The sequence below is a fragment of the Cupriavidus sp. 2SB genome, from assembly GCF_005503625.1.
Taxonomy (GTDB): Bacteria; Pseudomonadota; Gammaproteobacteria; order Burkholderiales; family Burkholderiaceae; genus Cupriavidus.
This window is the reverse complement of sequence record NZ_SCMX01000003.1, coordinates 84,977-109,167: the sequence shown is the minus strand read 5'-3', so window position 1 is coordinate 109,167 and position 24,191 is coordinate 84,977. Positions and strand designations below refer to the sequence as shown.

The following is a 24,191-nucleotide window of genomic DNA, read 5'->3' as shown; positions in this document are numbered from 1 at the left end:
AGGCTTCCGCACAATGGGCGCATTCAAAGTCCCTCGGCTTGCTCAGATGTCGAGCTTCGAGATCTTGGTGCCTTCCAGGCTCAGGCCCGCCATCACGCCGGCGTTGGTCATCGCGAAACCGATGATCGGCTGCTGCGCCGTGTTGGTATCGATCTGGCCGTTGGCGCCAATCGTGGCGAGTGCCACGGTGGCATCTGCACCAACTTGCCAGCCGCTGCTGCGTACGAACTTGTCGTAGGCGTCCTGCGTCATGAACATCAGCACGAAGGCTTTGGACTGCGCGCCGATCTGCCAGCCGATCGAGCCGGAGATTGCGCGATAGTAACCACGGTTGGCGCCACCGGAGCGCAACACGCCATCGCCGTATTCGCCACCCACGATGAAGCCGGCGGACAGCAGCTTGGGGAAAATCAGGATGCCCTTGGCCTTGGCGCCCAGGTCACGCGCGCCGCTGGCGGTGGCGTAGAGGCGATTCAGCGTATCGCTGGCATTGGTATCGATTTCGCGGCGCTTGGACGCGGGATCACCCCCGTCCTTGGGGCCAGTGAAACTGCAACCCGTAAGCGACAGCGCACCGAGGGAAAGACCGGTAAGTCCGACAACACCGGCGCTGCCGGCGGACAGGAAGGTTCGACGTTTCATTATTTCCTCCAGGGGGTTCGTGTGTTGCAACCGCCTCTACAGCATAGGCGGGCAAGGCACTTCCGCAAATGCGATTTTGTCTGACACGGGGCCGGAGGGACTCTGACATGACCTCTACATACTTTCTTGCAAATTGACGGAACTTATTCAGGAACTGCATTGTTCGATGGGAGTCTTTGAGTCATGCACAAGACATATGCCCCCTCCGCAAGCGCCGCACGCCAACCCGGTCGTGTGGATTCCCAACCTGTCGCGGCTGCGATTGATGCAGTGCAGCGATGCACGCCGCGCCTGCCCAGCAGCCGTCTGGGTGCCGCCGCGGTGCCCCTGGCGGCGCTGTTTCTGGCGGCGTGTTCCTCGGCGCCTTCGGTAGAAACACCCGAAACCAAGCAGGAAGTTGCCCAGCTGAATTCTGGCTGGCAGGCCGAGCGCGCTAAATATATGGAGTGCGTCCAGGAAAAGGCGGACACGGGCGCGAAGGGTAAGGGCACCTCGCGCGACGTGGCCGCCGGTGCCCTCGATGCCTGCAAGGGTCAACTTACCGTCATGCACGACGCCTTCCAGTCCTACCTTTCCGCGCAGATGAGTTCGGCTCATGGCCAGAACAGCGCCCGCCAGGCGGCGGATCGCGTGACGACGGATACGCGCGAGAAGGCGCGCACATATCTGACGCGTTATGTGGAAGTGGAGCGCTACAAGGCGGGGCAGCGCTGAATTTCTTCTCACGCGCCGATAGAAATAGCTAACGACGATGCGACGCCCCTAAGCGTCGCATTTTTCTTTTTTTAAAGCATGGCGAGCGGCTGTGCATGGCGGGGCGGCGGAAATAGTTGATCGAGTTCTGCCCGCTGGGCCACCGTCAGCGTGATGGAGAGCGCGCCCGCGTTCTCACGCAGACGCTCGCGGTTGCCCGTCTTGGGAATGGCGATGACGTCATCCCGATCAATCAGCCATGCCAGCGCCGCCTGCGCTGGTGTCATGCCATATGTTTGCGCGAAGTCTTTCAGGCCCGGGTTGCGCAGTAGCCGGGCCTGTTCGATGGGGGAGTACGCCATCACCGGCACGTTGCGATCGCGCAACCATGGCAGGAGGTCGAACTCGATGCCGCGCCGGCTCAGGTTGTAGAGCAACTGGTTGGCAGCCACGGCGTCGCCGCCCGGCGTATCCCAGAGTTCCTCCATATCGGCGAGGTCCAGATTGCTGACGCCGAAGTACCGGATTTTTCCGGCCTGCTGCAAGGCGAGGAATGCCTCGATGGTTTCCTCAAAGGGGATGTCACCGCGCCAGTGCAGCAGATACAGGTCGAGATGGTCGGTACCCAGCCGGCGCAGGCTGCGCTCGCACGCGGCCACCGTGCCCATGCGGCTGGCATTGTGGGGATAGACCTTGCTGACCAGGAAGGCGTCATCGCGGCGGCCGGCCAAGGCTTCACCGACCAGCGATTCCGATAGCCCTTCGCCATACATCTCGGCGGTGTCGATCAGGCGCAGACCCATGTCCAGACCGAGGCGCAGCGTGGCGATTTCCTCGGCGCGCGACTCGCGATGATCGCCGACATTCCAGGTGCCCATGCCCAATGCGGGAACGCGCTCGCCGCCGGGTAGCGTGACGTGCTTCATGCGGTGTCTCCGGTGCAGGAAGATAGACCCTCCACACTAGTGAACATCGCCTCCCGGTACAAGCCCGCCGCTTGCATGGCAGTCGTGCACCGGGCGCAGCAATCAGAGCACTGGCCGTTTCGTCCGCGATCAACCGTGCTGGTGGCGGAACTCCTGTGTCTTGCCGCCGTAGCCATAGGCCGCGGCCCGGGCGTCGATCACGTAGATATAGGACACCGGATTGACGTCGCCGATGATCTCCGACAGCGTGGCGAAGGTCTGCTTCAGGTACTCGGCTTTCTCGGCCTTGGTGTTGGTCTCGTCGGTCACGCTGATATCGAGCTGAAACGCATTGCGGCCCGTGCTGTATTCGGACAGCGGCTTGCCGCCGATGAACCATTGCTCGCGCGGCAGGAAGGTGACCGTGGTGGCAATCACCGGCGCTTCCTTGCGTAGCACGCGCTGGGTGAGTTCGCCCACGGCGGCCACGGCTTTCTGCATCAGTTCGGTATCGGGATGGCCAGAGATCTGCAGGGAAATGTGGGGCATGACAGGCTCCTTGAACGGTGATTTTCCTCGGGTGCAGTGCGTCGACAGAAGCGCTGCGTCGATGTCATCGTAGTGCCTGCCTTGATATCGGAAAAGCGGGAATATACGATACCATCCATCGGAATAACCGAATCGACTACGGATCGACATACCATGCGCAGTTTCGAGACCGACCAGCTCAGGACCTTTGTCGCCGTGGCCGACAGCGGCAGCCTTTCTGCCGCCGCGCCACGGTTGTTTCTTTCGCAATCCTCGGTGAGCGAGCAACTGCGCAAGCTGGAGGAACGCGCTGGCGTTTCGCTGCTCAAGCGCGGGAAGAAAGGGGCGGCACTGACTCCCGCCGGCGTGCGTTTGCTCGACTACGCCCGGCGCATCCTGACGCTCAACGAACTGGCGATGGCCGAGTTGCACGGCCAGTCGCTGGACGGCGAACTGCGGCTCGCAGTGACCGATTATTTCCGCCCCGGCGAGATCGCCGGCATGCTGCGCCGCCTGCGCGATCGCTATCCGTATCTGAAGCTGCACGTCACGGTGATGAAGAGCGCAGCCATCGACGCCGCAGCGGACATGGATGCATTCGATATCGGTCTCGGCATGCGGCTCGTTGGCAGCGGCGCCCAGTCCCGCTCCGCCGCGCGAGGCGGGGTGGTGTTGCGGCGCGAGGAACTGGCGTGGGTGGCCGCGCCCGAGGTGGCGGAGGCGGCAACGGAAACGCTGCCGCTGGTGCTGTTGCCCGATACCTGTTCGATGCATCAGTTCGTGGTGCAGCTGCTGATCCGCCGCAAGCGCACGTTCGACATTGCGCATTCGGCGTCCGGCGTGGCGGGTTTGCACCTGGCGCTGGCTGCGGGCCTGGGTGTGTCGTGCCTCAACGCGTCGGCCATCGGCCCCGGTGTGCAGCCGCTGGATGCGGCGGCCGTGGCCAAATGGAAACTGCCGGCCCTGCCATCGGCGGAGTTCTATCTGCTAGGGGCGCGGCGCGGTGAGAGCGAGTTCATTGGTCAGGCGCGCCAGGCGCTGGCGGAACAGTTCGGCTAGTGGCCGGTATGCACGATGCTTCGCATGCGTCGCGCGATGACTATATATAAGGAACAAAGCCCGCTCGAAGCGGGCCTTGTTTGCAGTTGACAGCGAGCGGCAGGCAGCGCGCGGGAAGAATTACTCGGCGCTCATGTGCGCGTTCTTCGCGATACGTCCCAGACGATCGCGCTCGGACTTGATGAACGCGACGAAGCTCTCCACCGAACCACCGGCCGGCTCGATACCGTTCTGGATCAGCCGTTCGCGGATCTCGGTGTTCTGCATGCCTGCCGTCAACTCTGCATTCAGGCGCTTGACGATGGCGGGGTCGGTCCCCTTGGGCGCGAAGATGCCCGCCCAGTGGCCGATGCGAACTTCGGGCAGGCCTTGCTCGGCCGTGGTCGGGATATTGGGTGCGGCGGGCATGTGCTTGTCCCACGTCGCGCCCAGCGCCTTGAGTTTGCCGGCCTTGATCTGCGGCAGCACCACGATCGACGCTTCCGAAGTGGCAGCCACCTGGCCGCCGATCACCGCAGTGATGCTTTCCGAACCGCTCTTGTAAGGCACCACGGTCAGGTCGGCGCCTTTCTCCTTGAGCATCTCTTCCACGAAATGCGGCGTGCTGCCGCTGCCTGCCGTGGCGAACGGTACGCCACCCTGCTTCTTCGAGTAGGCGACCAGTTCCGAGACATTGTTCACCGGCAGCGACGGCGATGCCACGATGACCGACGGACTCACCGCGATGAGTCCGACCGGCACGAGGTCGTCAGGCTGGTAGGGCATCTTCGGCCGAATCAGGCCGTTGGTGACGGTGCCCACGGCGCCGACCAGGAACGTATAGCCATCGGGCTTGCTCTTGGCCACGTAGTCCGCGCCCACCACGCCACCTGCTCCCGGACGGTTCTCGATTACCACGGGCTGGCCGATGCGCTTGCTGACGGCTTCGGCACCGGCACGCGCCACGAGGTCGTTGGCGCCGCCGGCCGTGAACGGCACGACGAACTTGATGACGTGATTCGGCCACGGGTCGGCGGCATGCGCAAGCGGAGCGAGGAGCGTGGTGGCGGCGGTAGCAGCGGCGAGTGCCAGAACCCGGACGGGTCCTTGGAGGGAATCGGTCATGCTTCAGTCTCCGGAATGTTATGTGGGTTTGAGATACCCATCCTACCGAAGGAAGCTGTCAGTTACCTGTAGCGAGTGGAGGCAGGCTGGGTCGCCTGCCTGCCGCCCCCACAGCCCCGCGATAATGCGCAGCGATGGGCGCTGGCCATCACTGCTGGCGGATCCAGCTCTGCGTGCGGCCAATCAGGCTGATGCCGATGAAGCCGCGCACGTTGAGGGTCTTGCCGTCGTCGGCCAGCGACATCTTGCACTTGTAAAGTTTGCCGGCCTCGGGATCCAGAATTTCACCGCCGGTCCATTCGTTGTCGCCGGTCTTCTTCAGTCCGGTGAGGATCGTCATGCCGATGATCGGCTGATCCTTGCGCGAGTCGGTGCACTTCTCGCAAGTGGATGGCTTGCCTTCGGTCGGCACCAGGCTCTTCACGAGCTTGCCGCTGTACACGCCATCCTTCTCGGTGATCTCGATGACGCCGCGCGGCTTGCCGGTGGTGTCGTCGATCGTGTGCCACGTGCCGGCCGGCGTGGCCTGGGCGGCGGCCATTGCGCTGGCTGCCATGGTGCCGACAAAAGTGGAAGCCAGGATGGCGGCGCGAAGCAGGGCGCGGATGTCGGTCAGGCGCATTGAAGTCTCCTTTTCAGAGTGTCAGTGTTTCGGTCGTTTAGTCGTGCAGTGTCGCAGGGTTGCAGCAAGGCGAGGAACGTTGCGTCAGGGCGTTGCCACACGCGACGCCAATCTACTGGGGGTCGGTGCGCTCCGCAATGACCCCCATCATTTGCGTACGCACCAGAGCAACCCCCGTGACATAGCCAGAGCGACTGGCGGTTGGCGGCTGTACGGGATTTTGTCGTGCAGCATATCGGGAGGGCAAGATCGTCCGAGGTATTCCTCTAGCCCTCCGTTCTTGGTGCGCTCCTGCGCCAGGTATTGGTAGGAACCCGGAGGCGCACACGCGTGTTCGCACCACGTTCGCCATCGGAGTGGATAGCGACCCACGACTGTCAGGTCAGACATCAAGAGATCGTTCGCCTGCCGTGCATCGACGATGCCGATGCGCGGTTGATGCGCTATCGATCCAATCTGCAAGCAAGCGATGCAAGCCGGAGACGGATGCGCGCGTGTGTCGACGCCTGTCGCGCATGTCGAATTCGATTCGAGTTGGTATCGATCGATGCCGATGCATGGACGCAAACACGCGTCGCAGAGACAAACCGTTGCGCTGACGCATCACTCTTTCGTCGTACTGAAGCGACCGCCGAATCGATGCGTGCGCAACGCGTCGTTGCATCGGCGCGATGTGCGAACGAGCGATTTATTTTCTCTGCGCAAGGATGTCGAAACGACGACGTCTCGGTTGGGCCAGAAGCGGCGGCGCCTCTTGCTCGACGTTGCGCGCGACAAGCGCGAGAGACATGCGCATGATCCGAAAAGCCAATGTTCATGCGGTTCTCCAGCCGTTGGCTTGTGCGTGGGCGTGGAGTTTCGAAGCGCATCGCGATGGTGACTGCGCACGTGTTGCACCGTGCGTGAATGCAATGCGCGCATGCTCGACGAAGACGCGTGACGACGCGTCGGACCATCATGCCGACACACGCCGATGGAACTTCGTTGATGGTATGGCAGTCGAGATCGATGTGTGTGTCGATGGTGTTGTCATCGCAGAGCGCGCACGAAGTAGATCGATTCGATCTTGCGCGCAAGTTTTTTTGCACTTTTTTCTTAACATCATCGAGCAAACGAATTATGATTCGCCTTGACAAGAGTCTCACTTCATTGCATCGCGTGTCGTGTCACAACAAGCAAGCACAAGTAACGATGACACGATGCTCGATGACCGAGTGAATGCGGGTAGCCGAGGAGCACCAGAACTTTGACGCAGACCGAGCCGATCCGGTTTTCTACAACGCGTGCAGTGTGCTGTAGCCCAATGACGGGATGGGCGAGCTACCCTCTGATGAATGCCGTCTGCAGTGCGCGAGGCCAAGCCCGTGCTGCAGGCCTGCTGACCGATATCTCCTCTTTTCTGGCTGCGCGCCGACACGACGGACGGCGCGGGCCAATCGAATATTCCAGGGCACGGCCTGCCCCGGAGATCCGCCTGTACGCTGGCTTTGTGACCAGCGCGCGGATCTCGTGCCGCCGTGAACGAACCATGCCGCGCGGTGCGACGCGCGATGGTTTCCCTGCCACCGAATTCATTAGCGTGCGGTTAGAGAAGTGTCGTGCGCCGATGAATCGCTCGCTCGATTGGGGATCGCGTCAGACGCGCCTCGGGTCGGTCGGGTCGTCCATTTAGGTCATTCGATATTTCACGTTAGTGAAGGAGTTATCCATGGCAACTGCTGCAAAGAAAAAGCCGGCGGCTAAGAAGGCCGCCAAGCCGGCCGCCAAGAAGGCCGTCGTGAAGAAGGTCGCCGCCAAGAAGGCTGCTCCGGCCGCCAAGAAGGCAGCAACCAAGAAGGTCGCCGCCAAGAAGGTAGCAACGAAGAAGGTTGCCGCCAAGAAGGCAGCACCGGCCAAGAAGGCTGCAGTGAAGAAGGTTGCGGCCAAGAAGGTTGCAACCAAGAAGGTCGCCGCCAAGAAGGCAGCACCGGCCAAGAAGGCTGCAGTGAAGAAGGTTGCCGCCAAGAAGGCAGCGGTCAAGAAGGTCGCCGCCAAGAAGGCAGCACCGGCCAAGAAGGCCGCAGTGAAGAAGGTTGCCGCCAAGAAGGCTGCACCGGCCAAGAAGGCTGTTGCTGCCAAGAAGCCGGCTGCCAAGAAGGCTGCTGCACCGGCCAAGAAGGCTGCTGCCAAGAAGCCCGCTGCCAAGAAGGCTGCCAAGCCTGCTGCGGCGCCTGCCGTTGCCCCTGCAGCTGCTGCAAAGACCGCGCTGAACCCGGCTGCGGCCTGGCCGTTCCCGACGGGCAACCGTCCGTAATCGCTCCGCCTCGTGCGAGCGGTCACCACAGGGAATTGCCTGGGCACGCATCGCGTGCCGCACTGACCGGATACGGCGTATCCGGTCCGCAAGACAGCAAGTCTTGCCGACCCGCCGATGGCACACGTGCCCGGCGGGTTTTTTATTTGCCGAAGCACCGGAAGCGGAAAGACAAAACGCCGCGGCCCGAGGGCACGCGGCGTCTGTTTTAGAACGGATAAGGGAATCAGTGCGTCACGCGCGTCACGCCGCCCGATGACAGCAACCTGACGCGATCGCCGGGACGGAACATCTCGTCGGCTTCCTGCGTGATGGCGCGCACGTCGCCGTCTTCCAACTGTACGGTGATTTCCAGGCCACGGCGCTGGGTGATGCGATTCTCCGCGGCGCTGCCAGCCAGTCCACCAAGCACGGCGCCCAGCAGGCCAGCCGCTACGGAACCGCCACCGCTGCCGATGGTGCTACCTGCTGCCACGCCGCCGATCGCACCGCCGGCGATGGTGCCGGCGCCGGTGGATGCCCCCTGGATCATCACCTCGCGCACGCCTTGCACAACGCCGTAGCGCACCACCTGCTCGCGCTGTGCCTGGCCCGGCGAATAGACGCTGCCGGAGTTCGAGTAGTTGGCGCAGCCACTGACCAATGCTGCCGTGGCCAGTATCGCCACGCCGCCAATTCGGAAGATCTGATTCATGGCAACTCCCGTCTGAATGCCGCGCCGTTCGTGTTTCAGGTCCGATGCGCGCGGTGCATCGTTTCCATCTTACGCGTAACGATATCCGAACGCCGATTCGAACCGGCTGCCGATCTCTTCACGCGAAATCCAGTGATTCTGCGGCCCTTGCTGAGCGATCTTGAGGGCGCCCATCAGCGAGGCGAGGCGACCCGTGGTTGGCCAGTCGAGGCCATTCTCGATGCCGTAGAGCAGACCGCCGCGGAAGGCGTCGCCGCACCCCGTGGGATCGACCACGCGTTCGGCCTGCACCGCCGGGATGGCGTGCTGCTGGCCATCTGCATAGATGGTGGCGCCACGTTCGCCGTGCGTCACGATGAACGCGCGGACCTTGGCGGCGATGTCGGCACTGGTCCATGCGGTGCGAGACAACATGACCTGCGCTTCGTAGTCATTGACCGTCACGTAGCTGGCGAGTTCAATGAACTGCCGGAGGTCCTCGCCGTTGAACAGCGGCATGCCCTGTCCCAGGTCGAAGATGAATGGGATACCTTCCTCGGCGAACTGGCGTGCGTGGTGCAGCATGCCCTCGCGGCTGTCCGGGGCGACGATGCCCAGTGCCGGACGCTGGCCCGACTTCACGGTGTCCCGCACGCTGTTGAGCGCCGACTGGTTCATCGCACCCGGGTGGAAAGCGGTGATCTGGTTGTTCTCCAGATCGGTGGTGATCATGGCCTGCGCGGTGAAGGTATCGGGCAGCGTACGGATGTGGTCCGTGCCGATGCCGAGGTCGCGGAAGTGATCCAGGTACGGGCCGGCATCCTGGCCTACCGTGGCCATCACGACCGGATCGCCGCCGAGCATCTTCAGTGTGAACGCGATGTTGCCGGCGCAGCCGCCGTACTCGCGACGCATGCCCGGCACCAGGAAGGAGACGTTCAGCATGTGAATCTGATCCGGGAGAATGTGTTCGCGAAAGCGCCCGTCGAACGTCATGATGGTGTCGTAGGCAACGGAGCCGCAGATCAGGCTGGACATTTCTTCTCCAAGTGGCCCGCGCACTCAGGGCCGTAACAAGTAAATTAAATAATTCCGCCCGTGCATGACGGGCGGATGGGTAACAATCGATTGTGTCCTACCGCACAGATTTACTTGAGCGCGGCCAGGGCAGCATCGTAGTTGGGTTCCTGCTTGATTTCGGCAACCAGTTCGCTGAACTTGACCGTATCGTTCTCATCCACCACCACGACGGCACGTGCGCATACGCCGGCCAGCGGGCCCGACTTGATGTCCACGCCGTAGGCGTTCTTGAACTCCGCGCCGCGCATCGTCGACAGCGTGACCACATTGGCCAGGCCTTCGGCGGTGCAGAAGCGGCCCATGGCAAACGGCAGGTCGGCCGATACCGTCAGTACTACGGTGTTGGTCAGGTTGCTGGCGGCTTCGTTGAACTTGCGCGCCGATGCCTGGCACACGGGCGTGTCCAGGCTCGGGACGATGTTCAGCACCTTGCGCTTGCCGGCGAAATCGGCAAGCGTCACATCCTTCAGATCCTTGCCAACCAGCGAGAAGGCCGGGGCCTTGTCGCCAGCCTGGGGAAACTTGCCGCCAACTTCAATGGCGTTGCCGCCGAGGGTCACGTTGCTCATGGTGCGTTCTCCTGATGGAATGGATGAAATACGGCCCGCCGGTCCAGTACATTGCCGGCCGGCGTGGCGGGGGCGATGGAATTCAGGGGTAGAAGATCAGCACGCGGTAGTTTGCTGCCGCCTGCTGCGTCCGGAATCGTACCCGAACCGGTAGCTCGCTGCCCGCGCGCAGACCCGTTGCAGCAAAACCGCGCTGTGCGGCCTCCAGGTACTCGGCAGGCAGCAGCACACGGCGCAGCAGTAGCTGGTCCTGCAGATCCGTCATGACAAGTTCGATAGCGGGCAGGGCCGTGGTCGCACGCCCCTGATTGCGCAGCGTGACGGCCAGTTGGTAGGCGTCGGTGCCTTCGTCCTGCTTCTGCAACTGGGAGCTTTCAATGCGTAGCGATTCAAGGTCACGCCACGGCGGCACGTCGCAACCGAGCGGCGCGCAGGCGGCTTCGAGCAATGGCCGCAACATCGGTACGCTACCGGCAAGATACGATCGTGTGAGATAGGTAGTCTGCGCAATTGCGCCGATCGCCAACACGACGACCGCAGCGACCTTCCAGCCACGCGTGTTCTTCGGTCGCGACACGGTCCTGGCCGGCGTGCGAGCTTGTTCGCGCCCGCGCGTATGGCGAAGGAAGTCGGGCGCGAAGCCCGGGCCCGACGGGTTTGATGACGGTGCAGAAGCGTCCGGACTCAGCCAGTGGCGCGTGGTGGCTTCGCGTGCTACGGCATCGGGTGTGCCATCGCGCGGCGTGACGCCGAGATCGTGCTCGATGACATCCTTGGCCTGTGCTGCCCACGCCTCGGCTTCGGGATCGGTCGGGTCTGCCACGCGAAGAAAACCGCTGGCACTGGGCACGATGTCCACGGGAGCAGGCGGCGGGGGCGCATCTGGCGGGGATATCCCATCGATGGTCAGGTCCGGCACGGATGCTGGCGCCGGCACCGATTGCACCGCATGGGGCGCCTGAGGCGCTTCCGCTGGAAACAGCGCGGGCCAGCTTGCCTTGGCGCTATAGGCGCCCGATGGTGGCTGGGTCGATGGATTCTGCGGAGCGAATGCGGCTGCCGGGTCCAGTGACGAATGCGAACCTGGCGAACCCGGCGAACTTTGCGGGCTCGTCGCTTCAGGTGCGGCGCTGGGAGACTCGTCGTGGTCGAACGTCCCATGGTCCAGAATCGGCCACGGCACCGGCGGTGCGCTGCGGGGCGCGTAGAGATCGTCGGCGTCGGGGACCGAAGCCTCGGTTTCGTCGGGGTCCGATGGTCGCTCAGGTTCAGGTTCTGGTTCTGCTTCCGGTTCCGGTTCCGGTTCCGGCGAAGGCACAGGTGCAGGTTCGCCCTCCGGCTCACCTTCCGACTCCGTCTCCAACCGGTCTTCCGTCGTCGGTTGTTCGTCAGCGGGCGGCGTGACCTCGGGTTCCGACATCATCGTCGTCGGCGAGTCGAGCGCGGGCACTTCGTAGCCGGGATCGAAGCCGGGGTCGAACGGTGCTTCCTGTTCGCGGGCCCGCGCGCTGTCCTGCATCCGCTCCGCGTGCGCCAGCGCGGCAGCCATCGTCACGGCTGAGGCTGTTGCGGAGGCGGGTGCGGTGTCAGGTGCTGCAGGGTTCGCAGGCGAAGTTGGGGACGGGGGCGCCGGTGCTGCGCCGGGCGTGCGCACGGGCACCTCGATCAGGTGTTCGCGCGCGTCGAAGACGGTGTCGCATTGTCCGCAGCGCACCAGGCCCTGGCGCAGCCGCAACTGGTCCGCGACAAGCCGGAACGCGGTGCGGCAGGCCGGACAGCGCGTAACGAGCTTGGCAGCAGCCATAGTGAAGGATCAGGATTGTTGGGGGATGTTTGCCGGACGCGTGCCGTGCAGGCACACCCAGCCTTCCTCGCTGCGCCATACCGACATGGCGATCCACGGCGCGTAGGACGCGGCCACTTCGTCGGCTTGCCGTTCCAGCACGCCGGACAGGATCAACCGCCCGCCCGGACGCACGCGTGCGCTGAGCATCGCGGCCATCAGCTTGAGCGGGTTGGACAGGATATTTGCCACCACCAGATCGTGCGTGGCTTCGGACACCGCTTCCGGCAGCGCAAAGCTGGCTTCCACGCGGTTGCGTTCGGCGTTATAGCGCGACGCTTCCACGGCATTCGGATCGATGTCGATGCCCACCGCATCGCCGGCACCGAGCTTCTTCGCCACGATGGCCAGGATGCCCGAGCCGCAGCCGTAGTCGAGCACGGTCTCGCCTGCCCGCACGTTCTGCTCCAGCCATTGCATGCACAAGCGCGTGGTCGGGTGGCTGCCCGTGCCAAACGCCAGGCCCGGATCGAGTTCCAGGATGACAGCGTCGGGGTCGGGCGCATCGTGCCAGGACGGCACGACCCAGATCTTCTCACCAATGCGGATCGGTTCGAATTGCGACTGGGTCAGACGCACCCAGTCCTGGTCTTCCACGGCGCGCAGCGTGAACGCCGGCACTGGGTCAACTCCGAGCTGATTCGCAGCCGCCGTGACCACCAGTGCGGGATCGGTCTCTTCGTCGAAGAGCGCCACCACGCGCGAACGGTTCCAGGCGAGCCGCGTCGGCTCCATCCCGGGCTCTCCGAAGAGCGGTTGCTCGTCGGGCGTATCGGCATCGGCGTCTTCCACCGAGACCGACAGCGCGCCGAGGTCGAACAATGCGTCGGACCAGACTTCAGCCTGTTCCTGCGCAATTTCGATCACACATTCCTGGAAAGCCACGGGATTCCTTTTCTACTGCAGGGCCGGCCCGCAGGCCACGCGTCAGGGTTTGCCGCCCGACGCGTTGGCCTTCTGGGCCAGGCGGTGTTCAAGATAATGGATGCTGGTGCCGCCTTCCACGAAGTTGGCGTCGAGCATCAGTTCGCGGTGCAGCGGCACGTTGGTCAGGATGCCGTCCACCACCATCTCCGACAGCGCAATGCGCATGCGGGCGATGGCCTGGTCACGCGTGGCGCCGTACGTGATGATCTTGCCGATCATCGAATCGTAATTGGGCGGCACGAAGTAGCCATCATACGCGTGCGAGTCCACACGGACGCCAGGACCGCCGGGCATGTGCCAGGCAGTGATGCGGCCCGGCGACGGCGTGAACTTGAACGGGTCCTCGGCGTTGATGCGGCACTCGATGGCGTGGCCGGTCAGCTGCACGTCCTTCTGGCGGAAGCGCAGCTTCTCGCCAAAGGCGATGCGGATCTGTTCCTGCACGATGTCGATGCCCGTGATCATCTCGGTGACCGGGTGCTCGACCTGCACGCGCGTGTTCATTTCGATGAAATAGAACTCGTTGTTTTCGTACAGGAATTCGAACGTGCCGGCGCCACGGTAGCCGATCTTCTTGCAGGCTTCGGCGCAGCGATCGCCAATGCGTTCGATCAGGCGGCGCGGAATGTGCGGAGCCGGCGCTTCCTCGATCACCTTCTGGTGGCGGCGCTGCATCGAGCAGTCGCGTTCGCCCAGCCAGATGGCTTGCTTGTGCTGGTCGGCCAGAATCTGGATTTCCACATGGCGCGGGTTCTCGAGGAACTTCTCCATGTAGACCTCGGGATTGCCGAAGGCACGGCCGGCTTCTTCGCGCGTCATATTGACGGCGTTGATCAGCGCAGCTTCCGTATGGACCACGCGCATGCCGCGACCACCGCCGCCACCGGCAGCCTTGATGATCACGGGGTAGCCCACGCGGCGCGCGGTGGCCAGGATTTCCTTGGGGTCGTCGGGCAGGGCGCCTTCGGAGCCCGGCACGCACGGCACGCCGGACTTGATCATGGCCTGCTTGGCCGACACCTTGTCACCCATCAGGCGGATGCTGTCGGCGGTCGGGCCGATGAAGACGAAGCCGGATTTCTCCACACGCTCGGCGAAGTCGGCGTTCTCGGAGAGAAAGCCGTAGCCCGGGTGGATCGCCTGGGCGTCGGTGACTTCGGCGGCCGAAATGATGGCCGGCATGTTCAGGTACGACAGCGGCGAAGGGGCCGGGCCGATACAGACGGCTTCGTCGGCCAGCTTCACGTACTTGGCTTCCTTGTCGGCTTCCGAGTACACCACCACGGTCTTGATACCCAGCTCGCGGCAGGCGCGCTGGATGCGAAGGGCGATTTCGCCACGGTTCGCGATCAGAATTTTTTCAAACATGGTCTCTCTCTGCGAGATCAGGGGCGGGCCCGGGCATACCTTGAAGGCGCCTCGGGCCGACGCTGACGGCCGGGAAACGTATCCGCGCGGCCGTCCACTGCAACCGGTCCGGGCCGGTTTAGCCGATCACGAACAGCGGCTGGCCGTATTCCACGGCCTGGCCGTTCTCGACGAGGATTTCCTTGATCACGCCGGCCTTGTCGCACTCGATTTCGTTGAGCAGCTTCATGGCTTCGATGATGCAGACGGTCTGGCCTTCCTTGACGGTATCGCCCACGTTCACGAACGGCGCGGCACCCGGCGACGGTGCGCGGTAGAACGAGCCCACCATCGGCGACGTCACGATGTGGCCGGCGGGTGCCTGCGGTGCGGCTTCGGCGGCAACTGGCGCGGCAGCGGCCGGTGCGGCGGCTGCAGCCGGCAGCGCTTGCATCTGCGGCATGGCCATCGGGGCGGCCACGACCTGCGGGGGTTGCTTGACGATGCGTACCTTGCCTTCGCCCTCGGTCACTTCGAGTTCCGAAATACCGGATTCGGCCACCAGGTCGATCAGCGTCTTCAGCTTGCGCAGGTCCATCTTCTTATCCTCCAGAATCGGGTTGCCCGGCCATCCTCCTGCAAACAGCAGGGAGTGCCGGCGTTGAGTCATTGATAGGCCAGCCACGCTGCGCGTGGCGGCCCCGGTTGTCTCTGTATCTATATAGGGAGCGAACTAGCTGCCCGGTGTTGCCTGTTCCTGCGCCAGCGCATATTCCAGCGCGAGCAGATAGCCTTGCCAGCCCAGTCCGCAGATCACGCCGACAGCCTGGTCGGAGAAATACGAATGATGGCGGAACGGCTCGCGGCGATGCACGTTGGACAGGTGGACCTCGACGAACGGGATCGCCACGCCAGCCAGCGCATCCCGCAGGGCCACACTGGTATGCGTGTATGCAGCGGGATTGATGACGATGAAGTCCACGCCTTCGCCACGCGCAGCCTGCACGCGATCCACGAGCGCACCTTCATGGTTGGACTGAAACGTATCCAGTTCGATACCCGTCTCGGCAGCCCGATTGCGCAGCGCTGCGTCGATATCTGCCAGTGTCGTGTGCCCGTACGTCTGTGGCTCACGGGTGCCCAGCAAGTTAAGGTTTGGTCCATGCAGGACCAGCACCTTGCGGTAGCGGGCGGAGCGGTTGACGGTAAGGGAAGTGGACACTGCGGCTCGACCAGTTCAACGAAATTGCGCGGAGATTACCGTAGCTTAGAGGGATTTGTCTAGCGTGGGATACAAGAGGCGTGTCGATTTCCAAGCACACACCGCCGATCACGGGGCGTTCTCGGCACAAATCAGCAATTTCTCGTTGATCGGCTGTGAGTTGGTGGCAGATCGGCGACTTTAGCGTGTAGTTCGGATGCAGATGTATCAAAAAGGAACCGCCTCCTGCTCACCACGCCCGACTCTGTCACTCCCTCGCCTCACGCTGCCTCAAGCGCCTGGTAATTCCTTGCGGAGTTCCTCGGCATGAACACGTCCCATCTTGCGGTACTTCACGGCACCGTCAGGCGTGATGACCACGGTGTACGGCAAGCCACCCTGGGCGTTGCCGAACTGCTTGGCAAGCTCGGTGCCAGAGAAGCCGGCCACCGCGAGCGGGTACTTGACCGGCACCTTTTTGAGGAATTCCTGAATATTGGTGGCGGAATCGATACCAATGCCGACAAATTCCACGTTGCGTGCCGCGTACTCGCCGTGCAGCGCGGTTAGTTCCGGCATTTCCTCGACGCAAGGGCCGCACCACGGGGCCCAGAAATTCACGACCAGCGTCTTGCCACGCAATGCCGACAGATCGAGTGCCGTACCCGATGGATCGGGCATCTTTGCTTGAAAAAGCGATTCCACGGCCGTATCGGATGCTGGCTTCGGCGACATGACGAAATGCGCGGCGAGTGCACCCGCAACAGCGGCCACGATCGCCAGGACAATCCAGACGGCGACAGGCGTTCGGCGGGAGGAGGGCGAGGAGGTTGCAGTCATAGTGTCTATATAGATAGTAGTTACCGGGCAGTCGGTAATCGGCAATGCGGGTCAGCTATCCGCCGCGGCCTTGTCGATCAGGGCACGCACCGCGTTGGCATCGGCACGGGGTACGCGCCCGGTGGCGTCGGCGCGCAGTGCGCCGCGTTCATCGTCCGCATCGTACAGCGCAATGTGGATGCCCACCGGCGCACCCAGTGCCTCGCGCACCTCCCCGGCCAGCAAACGGGTCTCGCGTGACGCCGGCCATTGCCCGCGCCACAGGAAGCTCAACGTCTCCACATCGCCCTTGCCGGCGAAGTGGCGCGATTCGCTGGTGTCGAAGTCGACCGAGGCATTGAGCAGGTGCAGCGCAACGTCCTTGGGGCTGTCGCAGAAACACTGGATATAGACATCGGAGTGTTCGGTGGCGGTGCCGTTGAGGACAGCACCCGCCAGATAGGGGCGGAATGGCGACAGATCGTCCATGGCGAGCACGGCCAGCCGGCGCAGCAGCGCCAGAATGCGAGGCTGGTTTTCACCCTGGAATAGCGCCTGGTAAGCGCGTACTTCTTCCTCGATCATCACGTTGTCAGGCAGCCATTCGCCGGCCACGCGCACGTCGCCCAGCAATTGGCGGGCGGCCTTGCGCTTGGCCGTGGCGTAGTCGGCGCCGTCTTCGGCGATCATGCGGGCAGCGGCCTGGGCGATTTCCTCGCGCAGGCGGGCGGGGTCGGAGGGCATACGTCGGGACATGGCCCGATGATACCCGCATGGCTGCCACGCTGACTGCGCGCAACCCCGGTTGCGGCCAGCCGCCGCAGGCCCGGGAACCCGGGGCATGCAGGTACAATCAGACCCTTCTTTGCTCCCGGCGGCAGTCGCCGCTGCGGATCCACGCATTTTCTGAAGCTTCCGAAGCATCTCCATGCATATTCACATCCTTGGCATCTGCGGTACGTTCATGGGCGGCCTGGCCGTGCTGGCCCGTCAGGCGGGACACCGCGTGACAGGCTGCGACGCCAACGTCTATCCGCCCATGAGCACCCAGCTCGAAGCCCAGGGCATCGACCTGATCGAAGGCTTTGATCCGGAGCAGCTGTCGCTGGAACCGGACCTGTTCGTGATCGGCAATGTGGTGTCGCGCGGCAATCCGCTAATGGAAGCCATCCTCGATCGCAACCTGCCGTATGTGTCGGGCCCCCAGTGGCTGGGCGAGCACGTGCTGAACGGCAAGTGGACGCTGGCCGTGGCCGGCACGCACGGCAAGACCACCACCACGTCGATGCTGGCCTGGGTGCTGGAGGATGCCGGCTATAACCCGGGCTTCCTGGTGGGTGGGGTGCCCCAGAACTTCGGTATCTCGGCCCGGCTGACGGACTCCGATTTCTTCGTCATCGAGGCCGACGAGTACGACACGGCCTTTTTCGACAAACGGAGCAAGTTCGTTCACTACCGTCCCCGCACGGCCATCCTGAACAACCTGGAATTCGATCACGCCGACATCTTTCCCGATCTGGCCGCCATCGAGACGCAGTTCCACCACCTCGTGCGCACTGTGCCCGGCCAGGGCCGCGTGATCGTCAATGGCGTGGAACCCGCGCTGGCCCGTGTGCTGGAGCGCGGCTGCTGGAGCGAGGTGGAGCAGTTCGGCGTGGGCGACTGGCGCGAAGGCGATGCCAAGGCGCCTGCACCGACCGGCAAGGATGCGTTCGATGTGTTCTTCCACGACGAACTGGTCGGCACCGTGGTCTGGGACCTCCAGGGCACCCACAACCGCATGAACGCCATCGCGGCAATTGCTGCCGCCCGCCATGTCGGCGTGCCGCCCGCGCAGGCCATCGAATCGCTGGGCCGCTTCGCCAACGTCAAGCGCCGCATGGAAGTCCGGGGTGTCGCCCATGGCGTGACCGTCTATGACGATTTCGCGCATCACCCCACGGCGATCCAGACCACGCTCGACGGCCTGCGCCGCCGCGTGGGCAATGCCCGTATCCTGGCCGTGCTCGAACCGCGCTCCAACACAATGAAGCTCGGCGTCATGGCCGCGCAACTGCCCGCCAGCCTGGAAGCCGCCGATCTCGTGTTTGGATATGGCGCGCCATCGGGCAAGGACGCGCTGGGCTGGAACCTGGGCGATGCGCTCGCGCCGCTGGGCGACAAGGCTCGCGCCTTCCAGGATCTGCCGACGCTGGTCGAGGCCGTGCGTGCCGCGGCGCGGCCGGGCGATCAGGTGCTGGTGATGAGCAACGGCGGGTTTGGCGGCGTGCATCAGAAGCTGCTCGATGCGATCGGCGCGGCCAACGCCGGCACCGACAACGCATAAGAGGCGAGAGCAACGATGCTGCTGTACCTGCACGGCTTCCGTTCCTCGCCGCAATCGATGAAGTCCCGGCTCGTCCAGGAGCGAATGCGTAAGTGGGGCTTGGAGAAATACTTCGCCTGCCCCGTGCTCAACGTTTCGCCATCGCAGGCGATTGCTCAGGCGGAAGCTGCGATTCGCGGCGCGCGGGCCGGCGGCGAGACCGATATCGCCATCGTCGGCTCGTCGCTCGGTGGTTTCTACGCGCGCTGGCTGGCCGAGCAGCATGGCTGCCGCGCTGTGCTGCTGAATCCCGCCATCCACCCGTGGACTGACCTGGAAAAGTACCTGGGCGAGCAGCCGCTCTACCACGGCGGCGGCTCGGTGACGGTCAAGCGCGAGCATCTGCAGGAATTGCTCGACCTGCGGGTGGACATCATCACCCAGCCCGAGCGCTACTACCTGCTGGCGGCGACCGGTGACGAAGTGCTCGACTATCGCGAGATGGTCGAAGCCTGCCCGGGTGCGCGTATCAAGATCATCGAAGGCAGCGACCACGGTATCTCGGAATTCGACGAGTACGTCGACGACGTGCTGGCGTTCTGCGGCTACACACCCGACGGACGCCTGCACGCATGACGGTCGGCATGACGGCCCTGCAAGGGCTGCGCGCCGCCTGGCACGCTCATTTACCGTATGACGCCGCGATTCCCGTGAACCAGCGCCGCTGGATCGTCGGGGAGGGCTCGCTGACGGCCCGCCTGATGTCGGCCGCGACGCAGTTTCGCGTGACCCGCCTTGCCCAGACGCCGGCCTTGCCGTTCGCGGACGAGTGGCAGGCATTGGGGCTGATCCGGCCCGTGCCCGCCATCACCCGCGAAGTGCTGTTGATCTGTGACGATGTACCGGCGGTCTTCGCACACACCATCGTCGATCCGTACCGTGCGCGGCGCGACTGGCCGTTCCTGCGCGGGCTGGGTAACCGGCCGTTGGGCGGTGCGCTGTTCGTGGACCCGCGCGTGCGGCGTGATCCATTCCAGTTCGCCCGGCTGTCGATGCACCATCCGCTCCGTCAGGCATTGCAGCGCGTACTGCCGGCCCTGGCCGCAGTGCCGATGTTGCCGGCGCGACGCTCGGTGTTTCGGCGCGATGGCGGCGCCATGCTGGTCACGGAAGTCTTTCTGCCGGATCTTCTGCGCCGGCCTGCACCGCCCAGTACTGGCGCAGGCGGCACACGGCTGCCGCGCCGTATCGATACCTTCCGCGCCCTGCCGGAGCAGGACGCGCGGCCCTGACCTGGAAGTGCCGCGCCTGTGGCCCGTTGGCCGAAGGCGCGGTGCGGTATCATCCCGGGTCGAATATCCAGCCCGAGCCGTCTGACTTCAAGTGCGCCAACGCGCACTGTTGCAGCGTGTTCCGGCCCTTGTGAAAGTCCAATCCATGCAGTTGCTGTTCGAAGAAGGCGGCGAGATCCGCGCCGGCACCGTCCTTGCCCAACAGGGCGAGGCCTACCAGGTGGAGTTGCCCGCTGGCAAGCGCACCAAGGTCAAGGCAAAGGATGTGCTGCTGCAGTTCGCCCAGCCGTCGGCAATCGAAATGGTGCGGCAAACCGGCGACCTGACCGCCGAGATCGATCTCGATTTCCTGTGGGAATGCGCGCCGGCCGAGGAATTCGGCTTTGCCGAACTCGCCGCCGAATACTACGGCGCCGATGCGGGCGCGGTGCAGCAGGCCGCGCTGGCCATGGCGCTGCATGGCAACCCCGTCTACTTCCGGCGCAAGGGCCGTGGCCGCTATGCGCGCGCGCCGGAAGATCAACTCAAGGCCGCGCTGGCGGCGGTCGAGCGCAAGAAGCAGCAGCTGCTGTTGCAGGCGGAGTACGAGGCGCAGCTGAAGGACGGCAAGCTGCCCGAGGTGTTCCGCGGCAAGGTGCTGCAACTGCTGTTCAAGCCCGACAAGAACAGCCTCGAATACAAGGCGATGGATGCCGCCTGCACGGCGCAGGGCATGTCGCCGATGCGCCTGATGGTGGCCGTGGGCGGAGTGGAAAGCCCGCGCGCGCTGCATGAAGCCAAGTTCCTGGCAGACTGCTTCCCGAAGGGCACCGGCTTCCCCGACGTGGACGTGCCGGAGCCGCCGAATGACCTGCCGCTCGCTGACGTGCAGGCATTCTCGATCGACGACGTCACCACGACCGAAATCGACGATGCCCTGTCGGTGACGCCTCTCGGCGACGGCAAGCTGCGCATCGGTATCCACATCGCAGCACCGGCCCTGGGCATCCGCCGTGGCGAGGCGCTCGACACCATCGCGCGTCATCGTCTGTCCACGGTGTACTTCCCTGGCGACAAGATCACGATGCTGCCCGACAGCGTGGTGGATCGCTACACGCTGCAGGAAGGTCGCACGTGCCCGGCCCTGTCGCTGTACGTGACCATCGACCCGAACGGCATCGATGGCATGACCATCCTCGGCAGCGAATCGCGTGCCGAACTGGTGCCGATTGCCGCCAACCTGCGCCACAACCTGCTGGAGGACGTGGTCACCGAGGCCGCGCTGGCCGCAGGCACCGGCGACTATCCCTTCCGCGAGGCTTTGACCGAGCTGTACCGGCTGGCCAATTTCCTGCACGACGAGCGCCAGAAGGCGCGACTCGCCAGCGGCCTGCGTCCGGAATCGCACAACCGCGCGGACTTCAATTTCTACATCGACCGGCAGGACGATGGCAGCGAGCGCGTGCGGATCGAGCAGCGCCGCCGTGGATCGCCGCTGGACAAGATCGTGGCCGAGCTGATGATCCTGGCCAACAGCACGTGGGGCAAGCTGCTGGCGGACAACGGTGTGCCGGGCATCTACCGCACGCAGAAAGCGTGGGGCATGCATCGCACGCGCATGCAGACCTATCCCGCGCCGCACGAGGGGCTGGGCGTGGCGCAATACGCGTGGAGCACCTCGCCGCTGCGTCGCTACGTCGACTTGGTGAACCAGTGGCAAATCCTGGCCGTGGCCCAGCATGGCGTGACCGCCAAGCTCGTCGCTCCGTTCAAGCCCAAGGATGCGGATCTGCTGGCCGCCGTGGCGGATTTCGAAGGCACCTATGCGGCCTATGCCGATCACCAGTCCACGATGGAACGTTACTGGTGCCTGCGCTGGCTCAAGCAGGAAAACCGCGACAAGCTGATGGCCACCACGCTCAAGGAAGGCGCGGTGCGCTTCTCCGAGATTCCGCTGGTGACCCGCGTGCCCGAATTGGCGCAGGCCGCGCGCGGCACCCAGGTTTTGCTCGAAATCGGCGCCACCGACGAGATCACGCTCGAAGTCTCCTGTCGGGTGCTTGAGGTATTCGCTGGCGAAGGCGAACTGCCCGAGGAAGAGCTGGCGGGTAACGATCAAGGCGACGAGGGCGACGAGGGCGATGAAGTGCTGGCGGAGGTGTCGGCCGAAGCCGCCGCTGAAGCCGCTGCGGAGGATGCTGCGGAAGCCGCTGCCGAAGACGCGCCCGAAGGGACGGATGACGAGGCGTCGGCGCCACGCGACACCGATCCCGGTCCGGCTGCCTGAGCGCTTCGACAAACAGGGCGGCTCCCGTACAATCTGAGTCTGCGCCGGCCATCCCCCCGCCGTGGGGTGGCCGGCACGTATCGATTCTGTCCGACGATCGCTGCCCGATCGCCTTTCGCCTTCCATCAAGCCTCTGACCACAGTGAACGCCGTTCTCTCTGCTCCCCGCCACCCGCGCGATTGGTGGCAATCCAGCGGCACGCTGGCCAAGGCGATTGTCGTCTCGCTAGTCATTCATGCGGTGCTGCTGATGGTGCGGTTCGCCGCGCCGGAAGTCTTCGAGATCAAGCGTTCCGACCCGCAGCTCGACGTTGTGCTGGTCAACTCCAAATCCGCCGAGAAGCCGCGCAATCCCACAGTTCTGGCCCAGGCCAATCTCGATGGCGGCGGCGACCACGATGCGCAGCGTGCCACCACGCCGCTGCCGGCGCAGACCGAGTCCCGCGATGGCGATCTGATGAAGCTCACGCAGCGCCGGCTCGAGCAACTCGAGGAAGAGCAGCGCCGCTTGATGACGCAGTCGCGCGAGGCCGCGCCGTCGGTACGCAGCCAGCCCCTGAAGCCCGGCGACAAGCCAACCGAGGCGCCGGTGCGCGGCCAGGACGACCGCACGACCACGACCGAGATGGCTCGGCTGGAAGCGGAAATCGGCCGCAATCTCGAGCACTATGCCAAGCGCCCCAAGCGCATGCAGCTGACGGCCACGAGCGCCCAGGCCGTGGACTATGCGCAGTACTACGATCGGCTGCGTCGCAAGATCGAGATACGCGGCACCAGCGATTTCCCGCAGAAAAACGGCAAGCCCATCTATGGCCAGTTGATCCTGGTGATCAACGTCAACCGCCAGGGCAAGCTCGGCTATAACCGGGACGGCTACAACATCGAGGCCATCGACGTGGCGAAGAGTTCGGGCGATCCCGCGCTCGACCGTCAGGCCGTGGCCATTGTCCGTGCGGCGGCGCCATTCGGCGCGTTCACGCCCGAGATGCAGTCGAAGCAGGACATCCTCGAAGTCATTTCCACTTTCAAGTTTACGCGCAGCGGGCTGGACGTCCGGCTGCAAGGACGCTGATGACCGCAGAACAGCAATCCGCCGACCGCTACGTCGTGGTGGGCAATCCCGTTTCGCACAGCCGCTCGCCGGCGATCCACGCCGCCTTTTCGCGCCAGACTGGCGAGGCGGTGCAATACGATCGCCTGGAAGCGCCGCTCGACGCGTTTGCCGACACCGTGCGCAAGTTCCTGGCCGACGGCGGCCACGGCTTCAACGTGACCACGCCGTTCAAGCTCGAAGCCTATGATCTGGCAGACCGCCTGACGCCGCGTGCGGAAGCCGCTGGCGCCGTCAATACGATGTGGATCGAGGATGGCTTGATCCATGGCGACAACACCGATGGCATTGGCCTGGTGCGCGATATCCAGGACAACCTCGACGTGCTGCTGGAAGACAAACGCATCCTCGTGCTGGGCGCCGGGGGGGCGGCCATGGGGGCGATGCTGCCGCTGATCGAGTGCCGTCCGTCGCGGATCGTGGTGGCCAACCGCACCGCGCAGAAGGCCAGCGACATGGTCGAGGAATTCGTCGAGGCAGCGGACCAGTACGGGGTGGAACTCTGGGCCGGTGGCCTGGATGCACTCGACGCGCTATCCGAGGACGAGCGCTGCGACGTGGTGATCAACGCATCGGCCAGCAGCCTGCAGGGCGAAGTGCCGCCGATGCCGGATTTCCTGCTTGGCGAAGGCGTGCTGGCCTACGACATGATGTACGACGCCAAGCCGACCGTGTTCCTCGCGCACGCGGCCCGGTGCGGCGCGCAGACCGCCGATGGCCTGGGGATGCTGGTGGAGCAGGCCGCCGAGGCGTTCTACAACTGGCGCGGCGTCCGGCCCGCCACGGCACCGGTACTGGCCGAGCTGCGCGCTGCGCTGCAGGCCGAAGCCGATCGCTGAAAGACGCCGGCCTTGGCCCGCCAGCGCAGCACTACCGCCCGGCCCTCGGCCAGATTGTCCGGCGCCGCCAATC

24 protein-coding genes are annotated in these 24,191 nt (G+C 64.3%); 9 read left to right on the top strand and 15 right to left on the bottom strand.

All coding sequences use genetic code 11. From position 1 onward, the window contains the following. Nucleotides 1–42: 42 nt before the first annotated feature. Nucleotides 43–642 carry a BPSL1445 family SYLF domain-containing lipoprotein gene (locus FFS21_RS02375; RefSeq protein ID WP_137923336.1) on the bottom strand — a complete coding sequence of 200 codons (600 nt, stop codon included), beginning with the start codon at nucleotides 640–642 and terminating at the stop codon, nucleotides 43–45. A gap of 183 nt (nucleotides 643–825) precedes the next feature. On the opposite strand from FFS21_RS02375, the gene FFS21_RS02370 reads away from it, so the two are divergent. Further along, nucleotides 826–1,356 carry a hypothetical protein gene (locus tag FFS21_RS02370; RefSeq protein WP_346811358.1) on the top strand — a complete coding sequence of 177 codons (531 nt, stop codon included), beginning with the start codon at nucleotides 826–828 and terminating at the stop codon, nucleotides 1,354–1,356. Between the two features lie 71 nt (nucleotides 1,357–1,427). On the opposite strand, the gene FFS21_RS02365 is transcribed toward FFS21_RS02370, so the two are convergent. Both FFS21_RS02365 and FFS21_RS02360 read right to left on the bottom strand, forming a co-directional pair. Then, the gene (locus FFS21_RS02365; RefSeq protein ID WP_137923335.1) at nucleotides 1,428–2,261 is read right to left on the bottom strand and encodes an aldo/keto reductase; all 834 of its coding nucleotides are present in this window, start codon (nucleotides 2,259–2,261) and stop codon (nucleotides 1,428–1,430) included. Between the two features lie 129 nt (nucleotides 2,262–2,390). Further along, nucleotides 2,391–2,789, bottom strand: a complete 399-nt coding sequence (locus FFS21_RS02360) for a tautomerase family protein (RefSeq protein ID WP_137923334.1) — start codon at nucleotides 2,787–2,789, stop codon at nucleotides 2,391–2,393. Between the two features lie 153 nt (nucleotides 2,790–2,942). Here FFS21_RS02360 and FFS21_RS02355 point away from each other — a divergent pair, with 153 nt between their 5' ends. After that, on the top strand, nucleotides 2,943–3,827 hold the full coding sequence (locus FFS21_RS02355) for a LysR family transcriptional regulator (protein ID WP_137923333.1): 885 nt from the start codon (nucleotides 2,943–2,945) through the stop codon (nucleotides 3,825–3,827). Between the two features lie 120 nt (nucleotides 3,828–3,947). Here FFS21_RS02355 and FFS21_RS02350 read toward each other — a convergent pair whose 3' ends face one another. Both FFS21_RS02350 and FFS21_RS02345 read right to left on the bottom strand, forming a co-directional pair. Next, the gene (locus FFS21_RS02350; protein WP_137923332.1) at nucleotides 3,948–4,931 is read right to left on the bottom strand and encodes a Bug family tripartite tricarboxylate transporter substrate binding protein; all 984 of its coding nucleotides are present in this window, start codon (nucleotides 4,929–4,931) and stop codon (nucleotides 3,948–3,950) included. Nucleotides 4,932–5,079: 148 nt separating this feature from the next. Continuing rightward, nucleotides 5,080–5,553 carry a DUF2147 domain-containing protein gene (locus tag FFS21_RS02345; protein ID WP_137923331.1) on the bottom strand — a complete coding sequence of 158 codons (474 nt, stop codon included), beginning with the start codon at nucleotides 5,551–5,553 and terminating at the stop codon, nucleotides 5,080–5,082. A 1,708-nt stretch (nucleotides 5,554–7,261) separates the two neighbouring features. Here FFS21_RS02345 and FFS21_RS02330 point away from each other — a divergent pair. Beyond that, on the top strand, nucleotides 7,262–7,846 hold the full coding sequence (locus FFS21_RS02330; RefSeq protein WP_137923328.1) for a histone H1-like DNA-binding protein: 585 nt from the start codon (nucleotides 7,262–7,264) through the stop codon (nucleotides 7,844–7,846). A gap of 226 nt (nucleotides 7,847–8,072) precedes the next feature. Here FFS21_RS02330 and FFS21_RS02325 read toward each other — a convergent pair whose 3' ends face one another. The 10 genes from FFS21_RS02325 to FFS21_RS02280 form a co-directional block, all read right to left on the bottom strand. Beyond that, on the bottom strand, nucleotides 8,073–8,540 hold the full coding sequence (locus tag FFS21_RS02325; RefSeq protein ID WP_137923327.1) for an outer membrane lipoprotein: 468 nt from the start codon (nucleotides 8,538–8,540) through the stop codon (nucleotides 8,073–8,075). A 69-nt stretch (nucleotides 8,541–8,609) separates the two neighbouring features. Beyond that, nucleotides 8,610–9,557, bottom strand: a complete 948-nt coding sequence (locus FFS21_RS02320) for a carbohydrate kinase family protein (RefSeq protein WP_137923326.1) — start codon at nucleotides 9,555–9,557, stop codon at nucleotides 8,610–8,612. A gap of 110 nt (nucleotides 9,558–9,667) precedes the next feature. Further along, nucleotides 9,668–10,168: a thiol peroxidase gene (tpx, locus tag FFS21_RS02315; protein WP_137923325.1), complete on the bottom strand. Its 501-nt coding sequence runs from the start codon at nucleotides 10,166–10,168 to the stop codon at nucleotides 9,668–9,670. Between the two features lie 82 nt (nucleotides 10,169–10,250). Beyond that, nucleotides 10,251–11,972, bottom strand: a complete 1,722-nt coding sequence (locus FFS21_RS02310) for a DUF3426 domain-containing protein (protein WP_137923324.1) — start codon at nucleotides 11,970–11,972, stop codon at nucleotides 10,251–10,253. Between the two features lie 9 nt (nucleotides 11,973–11,981). Further along, nucleotides 11,982–12,896, bottom strand: a complete 915-nt coding sequence (prmA, locus tag FFS21_RS02305) for a 50S ribosomal protein L11 methyltransferase (protein ID WP_137923323.1) — start codon at nucleotides 12,894–12,896, stop codon at nucleotides 11,982–11,984. A 42-nt stretch (nucleotides 12,897–12,938) separates the two neighbouring features. Continuing rightward, entirely contained in the window at nucleotides 12,939–14,306 is a 1,368-nt protein-coding gene (accC, locus tag FFS21_RS02300; protein WP_137923322.1) for an acetyl-CoA carboxylase biotin carboxylase subunit, read from the bottom strand. Nucleotides 14,307–14,424: 118 nt separating this feature from the next. Beyond that, entirely contained in the window at nucleotides 14,425–14,883 is a 459-nt protein-coding gene (accB, locus tag FFS21_RS02295) for an acetyl-CoA carboxylase biotin carboxyl carrier protein (RefSeq protein WP_137923321.1), read from the bottom strand. A gap of 135 nt (nucleotides 14,884–15,018) precedes the next feature. After that, nucleotides 15,019–15,462 (bottom strand): type II 3-dehydroquinate dehydratase, encoded by a 444-nt coding sequence (gene aroQ, locus FFS21_RS02290; RefSeq protein WP_370459308.1) that lies wholly within the window; start codon nucleotides 15,460–15,462, stop codon nucleotides 15,019–15,021. Between the two features lie 315 nt (nucleotides 15,463–15,777). After that, complete coding sequence (locus tag FFS21_RS02285; RefSeq protein WP_137923319.1) at nucleotides 15,778–16,326, bottom strand: TlpA family protein disulfide reductase; 549 nt, start codon at nucleotides 16,324–16,326, stop codon at nucleotides 15,778–15,780. A gap of 51 nt (nucleotides 16,327–16,377) precedes the next feature. Further along, nucleotides 16,378–17,061, bottom strand: a complete 684-nt coding sequence (locus FFS21_RS02280) for a UDP-N-acetylmuramate--alanine ligase (protein ID WP_137923318.1) — start codon at nucleotides 17,059–17,061, stop codon at nucleotides 16,378–16,380. 172 nt (nucleotides 17,062–17,233) lie between these two features. Here FFS21_RS02280 and mpl point away from each other — a divergent pair, with 172 nt between their 5' ends. From mpl to aroE, 6 genes are all read left to right on the top strand, one after another. After that, entirely contained in the window at nucleotides 17,234–18,631 is a 1,398-nt protein-coding gene (gene mpl / locus FFS21_RS02275) for a UDP-N-acetylmuramate:L-alanyl-gamma-D-glutamyl-meso-diaminopimelate ligase (RefSeq protein ID WP_137923317.1), read from the top strand. 15 nt (nucleotides 18,632–18,646) lie between these two features. Further along, on the top strand, nucleotides 18,647–19,246 hold the full coding sequence (locus tag FFS21_RS02270) for a YqiA/YcfP family alpha/beta fold hydrolase (RefSeq protein ID WP_137923316.1): 600 nt from the start codon (nucleotides 18,647–18,649) through the stop codon (nucleotides 19,244–19,246). Between the two features lie 17 nt (nucleotides 19,247–19,263). Further along, entirely contained in the window at nucleotides 19,264–19,902 is a 639-nt protein-coding gene (locus tag FFS21_RS02265; RefSeq protein ID WP_137923393.1) for a chorismate--pyruvate lyase family protein, read from the top strand. Nucleotides 19,903–20,047: 145 nt separating this feature from the next. Next, entirely contained in the window at nucleotides 20,048–22,168 is a 2,121-nt protein-coding gene (locus tag FFS21_RS02260) for a ribonuclease catalytic domain-containing protein (RefSeq protein WP_137923315.1), read from the top strand. Between the two features lie 142 nt (nucleotides 22,169–22,310). After that, complete coding sequence (locus tag FFS21_RS02255; protein WP_137923314.1) at nucleotides 22,311–23,240, top strand: energy transducer TonB family protein; 930 nt, start codon at nucleotides 22,311–22,313, stop codon at nucleotides 23,238–23,240. Then, nucleotides 23,240–24,118 (top strand): shikimate dehydrogenase, encoded by an 879-nt coding sequence (gene aroE, locus FFS21_RS02250; protein WP_137923313.1) that lies wholly within the window; start codon nucleotides 23,240–23,242, stop codon nucleotides 24,116–24,118. The genes FFS21_RS02255 and aroE overlap by 1 nt, the downstream gene beginning before the upstream one ends. Nucleotides 24,119–24,191 lie beyond the last annotated feature (73 nt).